We start from the raw sequence: 13,769 nt of genomic DNA on the forward strand, positions 1-13,769 counted from the left end.
GTTAAATACCGGTTAATATCTTCAATATTTTTTGGAACCGAGTTGTAATTTGGTTGTTTACCAGACCATTCTTGCACGCAACTCTTCGTCGGAGAGCGGGACATGCAGAGCAATGGTGGCGCATCGGATGCGCCGGTTGGGAATGAAGGCAATCGCCGCGATGACGAGCGAACGCGGACGATTTATCGGCTGGTCCAGATATTGAGCGGTGATGATGAAGGTCTCGCCCGCTGCCGCAATATTTCCGATGGCGGTGCTGCCCTCCATCTGACGATGCCGGTGCAGCTGAACGATCATGTCTGCCTGAACTTTTCGCCCAGCGTATCGCTGGAAGGGCAGGTGGTGTGGGTTAACGGGAGCGATTGCGGCGTGAAGTTTCTGGACAAGGTGGACAGTTCGGACCTGCTGCGCACGACCTCCGCCGAATTGAGGGCCGAAGGTGCCCGTCCGCCGCGCCTGAAGGCCGATGTGCCGGCCTGGGTATATCACGAAGGCCGCACTTGCGTGACGCGCACGCATGACGTGTCGCAGCGCGGCGTCAAGCTTTCGCACAGGGGCGAATTTACCCCCGGCCTGAAAGTCCGCGTGCTGCTTCCCGGAGGCGGAGAGAAGGACGGCATCGTTCGCTGGAGTCAGGAAAACATTGCGGGCCTGCAATTGCTTGATCCCTTCAGCGTGGAAGATCTGGGATCGGTCCGCGCATTGAGCGACGGGGGTGATCGAAAGCGTGCTGGATAATACCGGCTTTGGTGGCTTCCGCACGGCGGAGCCTGCCAATGACCGGGACGATGCCGGACCGGATTCGTCCGGTATTTGCGCACAGCCGCGCCTTTCCTCTTGCCGTTCGCGCAACAATCCGCACATCAGGGATACGATGTTGCGGCAATATGAACTTGTTGAGCGGGTAAAGAGCTACGACCCTGACGCGGATGAGGCGCTGCTCAACCGCGCCTATGTCTATACGGTGCAGAAGCACGGCGCGCAGAAGCGTGCATCGGGCGACCCCTATTTCAGCCATCCGGTCGAAGTCGCCGGTCTGATGACCGATCTGAAGCTGGACCAGGAAACCATCATCACCGCGCTGCTCCACGATACGGTGGAGGATACGCTGGCCACGATTGACGACATACGGGCCAATTTCGGCCCCGAAGTCGCCCGTCTGGTGGATGGTGTGACCAAGCTTTCCAAGATCGAACAGATGCCCGAAAATGAACGGGCAGCTGAAAATCTGCGCAAGTTCCTCCTCGCCATGAGCGAGGATTTACGCGTTCTGCTGGTGAAGCTGGCGGACCGGCTGCACAATATGCGCACGCTCCATTTCATCAGGAATCCGGAAAAGCGCCGCCGCATCGCGCGCGAAACGATGGATATCTATGCCCCGCTGGCGGAACGCGTGGGCATGTATGAATATATGCGCGAAATGCAGCTTCTGGCCTTCGAACAGCTGGAGCCGGAAGCCTATGCCACGATAACCGGCCGGCTGGCGCAGATCCGCAGCCAGGAAGGCGGGCAGGTCGATGCCATCGCGCTGGAAATCAAGCATGCACTGGCCGAAGCCGGCATCCAGGCCGAAGTCTGGGGGCGGGAAAAACATCCCTATTCGATCTGGCGCAAGATGGCGGAACGCCATGTCAGCTTCGAACAGATTACCGACATCATGGCCTTCCGCGTGGTCACGGAAAATGTCGAAGACACTTATCGCGCCCTCGGCGTGCTTCACCAGGTCTGGCAATTCGTGCCCGGGCGGTTCAAGGATTACATCTCGACGCCCAAGACCAACGGATATCGCAGCCTTCACACATCGCTGATCTATGGCAAATCCATGCGCGTGGAGGTGCAGATCCGCACGCGCGAAATGCACCGCCGCAATGAATTCGGCCTTGCTGCCCACTGGGCTTACAAACAGGGTGACCGGCCGGACGGGCAGGTGGGCTGGCTGCGCGACCTGATCGAGATCGTCGATGCCAGCCAGGATGCCGAGGAACTGCTCGAACATACGAAGCTGGCAATCTATCAGGATCGGATCTTCGCCTTCACGCCCAAGGGCGCCCTGTTCCAGCTGCCCAAGGGGGCGACCCCGGTGGACTTTGCCTTCGCCGTCCATACCGATCTGGGGGCGCAGGCCGTGGGTGCCAAGATCAATGGCCGGCACATGCCGCTGCGCACTCCGCTGAACAATGGCGACGTGGTGGAAATCATCAAGGGCGCCACGGCAGAGCCGCAACTGAACTGGCTGGGCTTTGTCGTCACGGGCAAGGCCCGTGCTGCGATCCGCCGCTTCGTCCGCGCGAAGGAACGCGCCGAAGTGGCCACGATCGGCCGCAAATTGTTTGACGAAATTGTCGAACAGATCCCGGCCAAGATCGGCAAGAAGGCCATCGCCGCCGCGCTGGAACGGCTCGAACTCGATGACGAGGACGACCTGATGCATGCCATCGGCGCAGCCAAGCTGAGCGATCGCGAAGTGATGGAAGCGCTGGTGCCCGGAAGTACGGCCGACATGCCGGAGGAGCCGACGCAGGGCAAGGCGATCTCGATCAAGGGGCTGACTCCCGGCATGGGTTTCAGCCTGGCCAATTGCTGCCATCCGGTGCCAGGAGATCGCATCGTCGGCCTGCGCCGCAAGGGTGAAGGCGTGGAAGTTCACGCGATTGACTGCCTGCAACTCGCCAATGGCGTGGATGCCGACTGGGTCGATCTGTCCTGGGGTGAACGGTCGCAGGGTGCCGTCGGCCGCATCCGCAGCGTCCTTTACAACCGCACCGGAACGCTGGCCGAAATGGCCGGGGTCTTCGCCCGCAATCACGCCAATGTGATCAATCTAGAACTGGTAGAGCGCGACGATCCCTTCCACACTTACGAAGTGGATCTGGAAGTGCAGGATCTGGCCCATCTGACACGCATCGTCAGCGCCCTGCGCGCCAGCGATTCCGTGGCAGAGGCAGACCGTATCTGATTTTACGGGAAGTCGGGCCGCTTACTCCGCCCCGGCTTCCCGGATCGGCACCGGCAGATTGCAGATATCAACGCCCCCTGCCGGTATCTGGTAAAAGCTGTCTTCCAGGTTGGCGCGAATATGGGCGTATTGCGCGAAGCTCTTGCTCGACGTGTCGAGATATTCGAAATGCGGCCGCCGGCCTTCCGGCAGGCTGTCGCCCATCCGGGCCGAAGTAATCGGCGTATCTTCCTCGCGCGTTTCATAAACGCCAGCCGCGCCGGTCCCGCGCTTCAGGGTGGAAAGATGTTCGATCCCGTCAATCACGCGGCCGACCACGGCGATATTGCGGTCCAGCTGGCGCGGGGCATGGCCGATCACGGCATAAAGCTCGCTGCCCGTGCCGGTATCGGGCACAAGATCGCGCGCCACGCCGACGGAGGCATAGCAATGGACCGGCCACATCGCGCCCTTGCCAAGCCCGATCGGCCATCCCTGATGGAATGATGCCCCCTCGGCATAGGGATCGTCCTGCAGCAAAACCATGGGCGGCACATTGGCGCGCACCGTCAGCAAGGGTTTCTTTTCCCCGGCTTCGGCCTTTTCCCGGTCGCGTTCATCGGCGCGATGATTGATCGCACTTGCCCGGGCCCGTTCGCGCGCCGTTTCCAGGAAACCCCGCGCCAGATCGGTAAAGCCATCATCCGCTTCCGTCAGCGTATAATCGCTGGTCGGGGATGCCACGCCATCGGGCATCGGGCCCGGATCCATGTCCAGTTCCGGATCGCCGCCGCCCCATTGCGCCACCCAATTATCGACCACGCGATAGATGCTGGTGCCGTCCCACCAATGGGCGGCGGCCAGTTTGCGGATATTTTCCGTCCAGGGCTGGCTGAAGGGTGCGGGCATCAGCTGGATAACCACCGTCCGGTCCTGCCCCGCCATGTCGGGCGCAAGCTGCATCACCAGCAGATCCGCCGGATCGATCGCCAGCCATTCGCTGTCCGCAGCTGCGGCCACGACGGATTCCGGCGTTGGCTTTTCCGTATTTTTCGGGGCCTGATCTTCCTGGGCTTGTGCGGCCGTGGATGTCAGGGACAGGGCGGCCAGCATCATGGCCGAGAGCAGGGAAGTGTGCTTCATTCGCCCCTTCTGCCCCTATCCGGCTGCTTCCTCAAGCGCGTGCATCGCCTCGTCCGACAGGCCAAAATGATGTCCGACCTCATGCACCACGACATGGGCGATCAGGCGTTCCAGCGTTTCATCCCCGCGCGCCACCCATTCATCCAGAATTGGCCGGCGGAACAGGCGGATGCGGTCGGGCATGGTGCCGGAATGATCGATGCTTTTCGCATGCAGCGGCAGGCCTTCATACAGGCCGGTCAGCGCGAAGGGATCTTCTATCTCCATTTCGGCAAGCAGATGCTCGTCGGCGAATTCTTCCACCTGCAACACGATATCGCCAAGATGGGAAAGGAACTGATCCGGCAGCCTGGCCAATGCCTGGCGGGCCAGCTTTTCCATTTCATCAGCCGAAGGGGCAATGCCGAAATTCCGTGCCATTGGGGACTGGATAAGGCCGGAACGCATTACCAGCAAGCGAGTGGCTTGCCTTGTCGCATTCCCGGCGCTAGTGGGCGCCCTCCCGACAGGTATGCGGAGCGGTGGCCGAGTGGTCGAAGGCGCACGCCTGGAAAGTGTGTATACGGTAACCCCGTATCGAGGGTTCGAATCCCTCCCGCTCCGCCACTTGCCTTTCCGACAGCCCCGATTCGGTCCCCGCTGCCATCTTGATTTGCGTGTGCCGGTGCGGTTGGCGAACGTCTCCTGATCGCGATTCAAATCGTGGGGTCGAGGCGGTAGCCATAGCTCCTGATCGTTCGGATCCAGCCGGTATCCCTGTCCCACCGCATCTTTCCGCGCAGGCGACGGATATACACATCCACCACATTGGTCAGCGGATCGGAATCATAGCCCCAGACCTTGTTCAGGATGCGCGTGCGGCTGAACACCCGGCCGGGCGATGACAGCAGAAGATCGAGCAGCTGATATTCCTTGGCGGTCAGTTCCACCGGCTCGCCATCCAGCAGCACCCGCATCGATTGACGATCGATCCGGACATTTCCGACTTCCAGCACGGCCGGCGGTTCGCTGGAGAAGCCTCTCCCTCTCCTTGCGAGCGCTTCCAGTCGGGCAAGAAGTTCTTCGAAATCGAAGGGCTTGGTGAGGTAATCATCCGCCCCGCCGCGCAGGCATTCCACCTTGTCATCGGTGTGATCGAGCGCGGTCAGCATCAGGATTGGTGTCGATACTTCCGCCTTGCGCAATTGGCGGCATACGTCGCGGCCGCTGAGGCCGGGCAGCATCACGTCAAGGATCAGCACGTCATAGCTTTCAGCCCGGGCCCGGCTCAGTCCTGCGACACCATCCTGCGCTGCGGTGACGGAATATCCCTCCGCCTCCAGCCCGCGGCGGACAAAGCGGCTGACGCGTTCGTCATCCTCCACCAGAAGCAGCTCCATCAGGCAGCGACCCTTTCTGCAATAGTCAGCGGGAAATACAGTGTCGCCACCGTGCCGCCGCCGGGATTCGGCGTCAGCTCCGTGCGGCCGCCATGGGCCTGAACCAGCGCGTGGACGAGGCTGAGGCCGAGGCCGGAACCTTCACCGCGGGTTTCGCCGCGATGGAAACGTTCGAACAGGTGATTGGCCTGCGCGAAATCCAGACCCGGCCCATTGTCGATTACCGAGATGGCGGCGCATTCGGCGCTGACGCTGCTATTGATGGTGATGGCCACGCCGCGCTGCGAATGTCGCAACGCATTCTCTATCAGCGCGGCAAGCGCACGGCGCAATCGATCGCTATCGACCGAGGCGAGCACTGCCGGTCCAGCCACCGAAGCGATTGATCCGCCCATCTCGCTTACCCAGATCTCGAAGTCCCCGGCCAGCCTCGCGCCGAGTTCCCGCAGATCCAGCAATTCGCGTTCGAGCGGCAGACGCCCGGCTTCCGCCAGGGCGATCACCAGAAGATCATCCACCATGCGGCTGAGATCGTGCGTCTGTTGCAATATCCGCTCGAACGCCTCCTGCGGTTCGAATCCCGTCCGGTCGACGGTGCGCAGTGCGACCTGCGCTTCCCCGCGGATAATGGTCAGCGGCGTGCGCAGTTCGTGGCTGACATCGGCCAGGAAGGCGCGGCGCCGTTCATCGGCGGCAGCAAGCTTGCCATTGGCCTGTTCCAGTTCTTCCGTCCGTTCCGCCACTGCACGTTCCAGATCGTGCTGGATCCGGTGCAGGGCTTCCTGCTTCTCGGCTATCGTTGCCGCCATGGCGTCAAAAGCATTGGACAGCCGGGACAATTCGTCCCCGCCGGCCAGCCCGACCCGGTGATCGAGATCGCCCCGGCCAAAGGCATGCGCGCCATCTTCCAGCCGTTTCAGCGCCGGGCGCAAGCGCACCTGCAGCAGATATTGCATGGCGAGCAGGAAGATGAGGGACAGCACCAGCCCGCCAACCGCAGCGTAAACAGCCGTCCGGATCAGCGATTGGGTGTTCTTCGTCGCCGCGGCTACGGCCCAGTTGCCGCGCCGTATCTCTGCGTTGAGGGTTTCCCTGAGATCATGGATCGGCCGGGTCATGCGTTCCACCTCGCGCATTGCCACACCTGATCCCTGGGTGCGGTAGATGCGGTCAACGCGGCCGACCCGGGCGACGAGCGCATCGGGATCGCGAAGATGGTCCAGTACTGCCTGGCCTTGCTGCGCGATGAGCCTGCTGACTTCGCGTTCGCGTTCATCGGCCAGGGGAAGCTGAGCCGCTTCTGCCAGCAGGTTTTCAAGCCGGGTGCGCGCTTCGAGCGCGGTTCTGCGTGCCGCAAGGCCGGGCTCGCGGACACCGGCATAGCGTTGGCCCTGATAATCTCGCGTGGCGTCCTGGATCTGGGTGTAGATATGAACCCTTTCATGGGTTCGCTGCGCCGTGGTCACTACCTCGTCCGCTGACCATGCGGTCAGCAAAAGGAGGACTGTCAGAACGGCAGTAATTGTAAGCCCGGCCAGCGCAGTGGCGCTCAACCGGCCCCGAAGGCTCCATGGCGGGAGCCAGCGGTCACCCAGCATCTCCTCAACCTCCCAGATTCGGCACCGGCCTTCAGGGCGGTCGCCCCCGATTTTTCGGGTTATCGGTAAGCACTCTAATTGTTTCGGGGCGGAGAGCCAAAGAAATCATCGGCATTTCATCCGATATTAATCTTGAGGCAAGGCGCGCGTCATGCCGCTCCCACGCTGCTTTCATCCCACCGGACTTACCACAGCCGATGAATTCATGTCTGCCTGGGGGGAGGCGAGGGCAAAGAGAGGGCGCGCCACGACCCCTCCGATACGCCTGCTGCCCACATTCCCGGGACCGAAAATTCAATAATTCGCGGTCGGCAGAGCCGCAGGGAATAACATGTGGGGGGAGAGAAGCTGTGACATTTCGGGAACCGGGGAATCGGACAATTTGTCTTCGCGCATGGCTGGCCGGCGGTGTCGGTCTGGCTGCTCTGGCCGTGGCCGCGCCGGCGGCGGCGCAAGTGTCCTCCCAGGCCGCAGAGGCTGACTGCGCCGCCAATCCGCAAGACGCCCGTTGCGCCGGGATCGGCACCAGTGCGGTGCCGTCCGCTCCTGCAGAGGCCATTGTCGTCACCGGATCGCGCATTGCGCGCAAGGATTACGAAGCGAACAGCCCCATCGTCACCGTTGACGATGCCTTCCTGAAGCAGTCGGCGACTGCTGCCGTCGAAGAACAGCTGAACAGGCTGCCGCAATTCGTCGTCGCGGAATCCTCGACCACTCTCAACACGGTCAGCGGCACCAGCGGGCCGGTTGCGGCTGGCACCAGCATTCAGCCAAGCGCCACCAGCACGCCCGGAGCTGCCACTGTTTCGCTGCGCGGCGTCGGCGCCAACCGGACGCTGGTCCTGATCGATGGCCGTCGCGGCACGCCGGGCAACGCCAATGGCGCGGTTGACGTTTCCACCATTCCTTCGGCCGCGCTTCAGCGCGTGGAGATCATTTCCGGGGGCGCATCCGCCACTTATGGCGCGGATGCCATAGCGGGCGTCACCAATTTCATCCTGAAGCGCGATTTCCAGGGTGTGGAGATCGACGCACAGGCTGGCGTCAACCAGCAGGGCGATGGCTTCGAATACCAGCTTTCCGGTATCGTCGGCAGTGATTTCGACAGCGGGCGCGGCAATGTCAGCCTGGCGATGTCGGTCAATACCCGCGAATTGCTGATGCAGTCCGACAACCCGTTCTACCGTAAACTCTGGGCCGATCCCGATACCACGTCAGGCGGGCTGCTGGGCGTGGCCCGGCCCGGGATCACCGGGATCGGCCTGACGCCCAACCAGATCAATCCGGCCACCGGCTTGCCGCTTTCCACTCCGGGTGCGGGATGTGAATTCCAGGTCGCACCGCGCGGCTGTGTGCTTACCGACTATTTCGCCGGTTCCACCCCGGGCGTGCCCAACAATACCACTGCGGTATATCTCAACCAGGATGGATCGCTGTTCAGCCCGTCCTCCTTCTTCGGTGCCAATTACGATGCGCGCGGTTCCGTGGGCTTCTTCAAGCTGTGGGACGCGGTCGACGCCCAGAGCGGCGTGTACTGGAAGACCACCTCGGCCGGGACGCTGTATGGAATAAGCACCAACACTGCCCAGGTTGTCCCATCGGATCGCTATAATTTCCTTGCCCGCGGCAATTACGAAATCAACGACTGGATCGGCGTGTTCGCGCAGGGGCTGTTCAGCAACAGCACCACCTATACCGCGCTGGAGCCGAGCGCGGCATCCAACCTGTATATCCCGTGGGGTGACGGCAAATATACCGGCGCGATTTCCGGCGGTTATCCGCAGGCCGTCTATCAGAACCCGTCCGTTCCTTCCGCAGTTATCGGGACGCAGAACGTGGTGAACGGGCAGATTGTCACGACCTATGCTCCCAATCCTGCCTTCATCGATATCTACAGCGGCATTCTGCCCTGCGCGACACGGGGCGACCCGGGTTACAACCCCACCGGCTGCACCAATACCGAGGCTTTCCAGGCAGTGGTGCCGGGTAGCATCCAGGCGCTTCTCAACGCCCGCCCGGACCCGAACGCCCGTGTCAGCCTGGCCGGGATGCTCCCGAATCCTCGCGAGAGCTATCAGGATGTAACGACCTACACGTTGATTGCCGGTCTGGAAGGCTATGTGCCGGGAACCGACTGGACGTGGGAGGCCTTCGTCAATCACGGTATCGCCCGGACCATCAGCCGGCAGACGGGCATGTATTCGCTGAACCGGCTCCGCGCCGTGATCTCGGCGCCCAATTTCGGGCAGAATTTCGAATATACCGGCAATCAATATACCAATGGTTCCGGCGCCACGACCGGCAGTTGCACAACCGGGCTGAATTTCTTCGGCGGCTACCAGGGTATTTCCGATGATTGCCGGCAGGCTATCGCTGAAGACAACAAGAATATCGGAACCTCGCGGCAGACCATCGTGGAAGCCAATATGCAGGGCGGCCTGTTCGAGATTCCCTGGGCGGGCGACGATGTGCGCTTTGCCGCGGGCGCCACATATCGAGAGGCGCGTTACGAATTCCTCCCTTCCGGCCAGGCATCAGCAGGCCGTGAATTCCTTGACTCTCTGGTCGGCAGTGCGGCCAGCACGATAATGGAGAACACCGGCTACAACACACGGGAATTCTATGGCGAATTGCTGATCCCGCTGGTTGCCGATCTGCCTTTGATCGAAAGCTTCAGCCTCGAAGTGGGCGGCCGCATGTCGGATTACAGCACCAGCGGCACCAGCTATACCTACAAGATCCTGGGCGATTGGCAGGTTACTGACTGGCTGCGGCTGCGCGGTGGCTACAACCGGGCCGAACGTGCACCGAATATCGGTGAACAGATGCTGGAAATGCAGCGTTCCATCTCGATCGATCCGATCGGCGATGTCTGTTCGACACGGCACAACAACCTCTTCTCGGCCAATCCCAATGCCAATTCCTCTACCGCGCTTGATGTGCAGGCCGTCTGTCTGGAGCTGATGGCGCGCGATAATGGCGGTGTGTATGCGCCGATCACCAATCCGGATGGATCGCCGAACCCCAACAGTTTCTATAATCCTGCCGATGCCCTGGTTCGCCAGGCGGTTGGTGGCGGTTTCTCCACCGCGCCGAGGGTGGGAACCGAAGTCTATCGGCGCGACATCAACCCTTCTGCCCCGGTGCTTCAGCCTGAAAAGGCGGACACCTGGACAGTTGGGGCGGTGATCCGTTCGCCCCTGGCCAGCGGCCCGCTGTCACGCCTCAGCCTGACGGTCGATTATTTCAACATCAAGATCAGCGATCCGATCTCGGTCATCGGTGCGGGGGCGCAGCTCCTGCGTTGTGTCAGCCCGGCCTACAACCCCGCCGCCGCCGGCGTTGCGGCCGGGGCCACCAGTTCGGCCGATCTGAACGATCCGGAGATAAGAGCACGGGCCCAGGCCGCGCTCGCCAATGCGGAATCGACCTGTTCGGGCGTGTTCCGCGATCCCAGCACGGGGCTGAATTTCACCGGGCAGTTCAACACGGCGGACACGGTCGGGACCTATGGCAATGAAGGGCTGGTCAAGCTGTCCGGCATCGATGCCAATCTGTCCTGGAGCACGGATGCGGGGCCGGGGTCTGTCTTCCTCAACCTCAACGCCAATTACATGATCGATTTCAAGATCCGCGCCTTCGATGGCCAGCCTCTGGTCGATTATGTCGGAACCACCGGCACGGGCGCCCTTGGCGTCAGTTCGGGTTCTTCCTTCGAATACAAGATCTTCGGCGTGCTCGGCTATAATCTGGGTCCGGCGTCGATCTCGCTGCAATGGCAGCATCTGCCCAAGACGGAAGACGGCAATGAAGCGCTGTATCTCAACGGGCTGGCGGCGGAAGGATCCGACCAGACCGGGCTTCCGGCTTATAATCTATTTCACCTGAATACGAGCTATCAGCTCAGCGATGTGGTGCGGCTGCGGTTCGGCGTGGACAATTTGTTCAATACCAGGCCGCCGCTGACCAATATCGACGCCAATATCGACAGGTCGCTGGGTCAAATTCCCGGTGGCAGTTACAGCTTGTTTCATGACACACTCGGCCGTCGCTTCTCGTTCGGCGCGAATGTGAGCTTCTGACCATAAAAATACGGGACCGAAGTCCCGGTTGAGGGGATAAATACGATGCGAAAGCTTAGCCTCCTTCATTGTGCCTCGCTTGTCCCGGCGGTGCTCATGCTGGGCGCCGGGTCCGTGGCGGCCGCGCAGGAAGATCACGCCCATATGGAACAGGGCGCGGATAGGTCCGCGGCGGCGGTCAGCAAGGCGCGCTGGTCCGATCCTGCCGCCTGGCCTGACGGGAAGGTACCGGGCGCGGGCGATGCGGTCACAATTCCGCGCAACATGGAGGTCGTTCTGGATGTCGATCCCCCGGCCCTGCGCAGCCTGACCATCGACGGGAAGCTGAGCTTTTCGAACGATCTCGATATCGAGCTGGAAACCGAGTGGATCTATGTCCGCGGCGGCGAGCTTGAGATCGGCACCGAAGCCAGTCCGCATACGCGCAAGGCGGTTATCACCCTCACGGACAATATCCGCGACGAGGATGTCAACACGATGGGGGATCGTGGCATCTTGCTGATGCGGGGCACGCTGAACCTGCATGGCGACCGCGAACACACATGGACGAAGCTTGCCAAAACGGCCGAAGCCGGCAGCGCCGAGATCGAGGTGCTGGACGCCAGCGGCTGGCGCAAGGGTGACGAGATCGTCCTCGCATCGACCGACTTCAATCCCCGCCAGGCGGAAAAGCGCAGGATCATGGCCATCCGGGGCAACCTGATCACGCTCGATCGCAAGCTGGATTACATGCATTTCGGCCAGATCACCCAAGGCGTGGACCAGCGCGGCGAAGTCGGCCTGTTGACGCGGAATATCCGCGTGCAGGCTTCGGAGGATGCGGAGGAAACCTATTTCGGCGGGCATATCATGGCCATGCCCGGATCCCAGGTCCGCGCTTCCGGTGTGGAGCTGTATCGCATGGGGCAGAACATGCACCTGGCCCGCTACCCGATGCACTGGCACCTGGTGGGCGAAGGGGCTGGCCAGTACATCCGCAACGCCGCGATCCACAACACCTACAGCCGCTGTGTCACCGTGCATGGCACCAATAATGTGCGGGTGGAAAATAATGTGACCTTCGATACTGTCGGCCACTGTTTCTTCCTGGAAGACGCGGTGGAAACGGGCAATCAGTTCGTTCGCAATCTGGGGATCATGACCAAATGCCATCCCACCCTCCCGTGCGAGCCGACGAACCTGGCGCCGGGCGGTGGATCGGGCATGGCCGGCCAGCGCGCCAAACATGTGCTGATCCCTTCGGACAACACGGCATCGACTTTCTGGATCACCAATCCCGATAATATCTACCGGGACAATGTGGCCGCTGGTTCGGACCAGATCGGCTTCTGGTTCGCCTTGCCCGAACACCCGACGGGGCAGTTCGAAGGCACGGAAACGAGCGCGAACACCTGGCCGCGCCGGATTCCGGTGCGGGAATTCAAGGGCAACACCGCCCATTCCAATTTCGACGGGCTGATGTTCGATCGCGGGCCCAAGCCCGACGGAACATTCAGCGTTGTCGGCAGCAACTACCATACCGGCCATGCCGATCCGTCCGATCCCGACAGCCAGAAGCTGGATTCCTTGTTCGAGGATTTCACCGGCTACAAGAACCGCAACGGCGCCATCTGGGCGCGCGGCGAATTGCACACGTTCAAGAATCTGAAACTGGCCGATAATGCCATCGGCTTCACCCATGCTGCGGGCAGGGGACCAAATGCCTATTCCTCAAGGGTCATCGATTCCATTTTCGTGGGCGAAAGCGACAATATCGGCAATCCGAGCAGCCCGGAAGAAATCGCCTATGGCCGCAGCCTGCCGAGCGAACATGCGGATTTCCCGATCCGGGGCTATGAATATTATGACATGCGCCATGACGTGGAGAACGTCACCTTCGTCAATTTCCAGCCCAATGAAACGCGCGATGCGGGGGCCATTTCTTACCTGATGTATACCAGCTTCGGGATGAGCACGGAGAACGCCGTCGAAGGCGCGACCTTCGTCGATGCCAAGCCGGTCAGTTTCCCCCCGGTCGTGCGCAGATGGGCGTCCGATTTCGGAAGGGGCAATGCGTGGCGCGGTGCGGCGATCCATGACCGGGACGGCTCGGTCGGTGGCGTCCCCGATTCCTACATCGTCCTGGATAACGGCATCGCTTCCGATGAAGATGCGTGTGACATCAGGCCGGATTGGGGCGCGGCCATATGCCGGGGCGATTTCGGCCATTTCGGGCTTGGCGGGAATATGGGCTTCGGCAGCGGCCCGATCGCCGATCCGATCATGCTCAGCCGCAATGGCCGGCGTTGGGAATATACCGGGCAGACGACGATCCGCAGCGGAGCCGAAGTCAGGGTCGAGACGGGCAGGGACAATTTGTCGCTGTCACTGGCGGAAATGGACAAGGGCTCCTGGGTCATTTTCGAACTACCCGGCTTCACCACTGCCGCCGAGGGTGAGCAGCTGGATAGCCTAGATGCACTGCGCGCGGCCCAGGGCACCGCTTATTACAAGGATGACTCCACATTATGGGTCAAGCTCGTGGCGGCGAATGCTGGCGGCCCGCGCGGACCGGGCCGTGGCCCGGGGGCCGGGCTTGAGGTGCGCAGGTAGGTTCAAACCGGACTGGAATACCCGGACTCCGGCGCAGTTA

Annotated in this window: 8 protein-coding genes and 1 tRNA gene; 5 read left to right on the top strand and 4 right to left on the bottom strand. The window is 61.6% G+C overall.

Annotated features, from left to right (window positions below):
- Window positions 1-102: 102 nt before the first annotated feature.
- Window positions 103-738 (top strand): PilZ domain-containing protein, encoded by a 636-nt coding sequence (locus tag WYH_RS15210; protein ID WP_046904504.1) that lies wholly within the window; start codon window positions 103-105, stop codon window positions 736-738.
- A 136-nt stretch (window positions 739-874) separates the two neighbouring features.
- Complete coding sequence (locus WYH_RS15215; RefSeq protein ID WP_046905253.1) at window positions 875-2,956, top strand: RelA/SpoT family protein; 2,082 nt, start codon at window positions 875-877, stop codon at window positions 2,954-2,956.
- Window positions 2,957-2,977: 21 nt separating this feature from the next.
- Here WYH_RS15215 and WYH_RS15220 read toward each other — a convergent pair whose 3' ends face one another.
- Together WYH_RS15220 and WYH_RS15225 are read right to left on the bottom strand one after the other, a co-directional pair.
- Window positions 2,978-4,078 carry a peptidylprolyl isomerase gene (locus WYH_RS15220; protein ID WP_046904505.1) on the bottom strand — a complete coding sequence of 367 codons (1,101 nt, stop codon included), beginning with the start codon at window positions 4,076-4,078 and terminating at the stop codon, window positions 2,978-2,980.
- Window positions 4,079-4,093: 15 nt separating this feature from the next.
- Window positions 4,094-4,498, bottom strand: coding sequence for a metallopeptidase family protein (locus tag WYH_RS15225; protein ID WP_046904506.1), 405 nt, complete (start codon window positions 4,496-4,498; stop codon window positions 4,094-4,096).
- 95 nt (window positions 4,499-4,593) lie between these two features.
- On the opposite strand from WYH_RS15225, the gene WYH_RS15230 reads away from it, so the two are divergent.
- Window positions 4,594-4,684: transfer RNA gene (locus WYH_RS15230), tRNA-Ser, on the top strand.
- An 89-nt stretch (window positions 4,685-4,773) separates the two neighbouring features.
- Here WYH_RS15230 and WYH_RS15235 read toward each other — a convergent pair.
- Both WYH_RS15235 and WYH_RS16915 read right to left on the bottom strand, forming a co-directional pair.
- Window positions 4,774-5,457, bottom strand: coding sequence for a response regulator transcription factor (locus tag WYH_RS15235; RefSeq protein WP_046904507.1), 684 nt, complete (start codon window positions 5,455-5,457; stop codon window positions 4,774-4,776).
- Complete coding sequence (locus WYH_RS16915; RefSeq protein WP_156320160.1) at window positions 5,457-7,055, bottom strand: sensor histidine kinase; 1,599 nt, start codon at window positions 7,053-7,055, stop codon at window positions 5,457-5,459. Before WYH_RS16915 ends, WYH_RS15235 begins: the two co-directional genes overlap by 1 nt.
- 350 nt (window positions 7,056-7,405) lie before the next feature.
- Between WYH_RS16915 and WYH_RS15245 the strand changes: the two genes are divergently transcribed.
- Window positions 7,406-11,137, top strand: a complete 3,732-nt coding sequence (locus WYH_RS15245) for a TonB-dependent receptor domain-containing protein (RefSeq protein WP_053833624.1) — start codon at window positions 7,406-7,408, stop codon at window positions 11,135-11,137.
- Window positions 11,138-11,182: 45 nt separating this feature from the next.
- Window positions 11,183-13,729 (top strand): G8 domain-containing protein, encoded by a 2,547-nt coding sequence (locus WYH_RS15250; RefSeq protein ID WP_082348027.1) that lies wholly within the window; start codon window positions 11,183-11,185, stop codon window positions 13,727-13,729.
- Window positions 13,730-13,769: the final 40 nt, after the last annotated feature.

It is taken from the genome of Croceibacterium atlanticum (genome assembly GCF_001008165.2).
GTDB lineage: Bacteria > Pseudomonadota > Alphaproteobacteria > Sphingomonadales > Sphingomonadaceae > Croceibacterium_C > Croceibacterium_C atlanticum.

Coding starts and splice junctions, on each gene's coding strand:
- WYH_RS15210 (WP_046904504.1), top strand. CDS start 103: ATGCAGAGCAATGGTGGCGCATCGGATGCGCCGGTTGGGAATGAAGGC.
- WYH_RS15215 (WP_046905253.1), top strand. CDS start 875: ATGTTGCGGCAATATGAACTTGTTGAGCGGGTAAAGAGCTACGACCCT.
- WYH_RS15220 (WP_046904505.1), bottom strand. CDS start 4,078: ATGAAGCACACTTCCCTGCTCTCGGCCATGATGCTGGCCGCCCTGTCC.
- WYH_RS15225 (WP_046904506.1), bottom strand. CDS start 4,498: ATGGCACGGAATTTCGGCATTGCCCCTTCGGCTGATGAAATGGAAAAG.
- WYH_RS15235 (WP_046904507.1), bottom strand. CDS start 5,457: ATGGAGCTGCTTCTGGTGGAGGATGACGAACGCGTCAGCCGCTTTGTC.
- WYH_RS16915 (WP_156320160.1), bottom strand. CDS start 7,055: ATGCTGGGTGACCGCTGGCTCCCGCCATGGAGCCTTCGGGGCCGGTTG.
- WYH_RS15250 (WP_082348027.1), top strand. CDS start 11,183: ATGCGAAAGCTTAGCCTCCTTCATTGTGCCTCGCTTGTCCCGGCGGTG.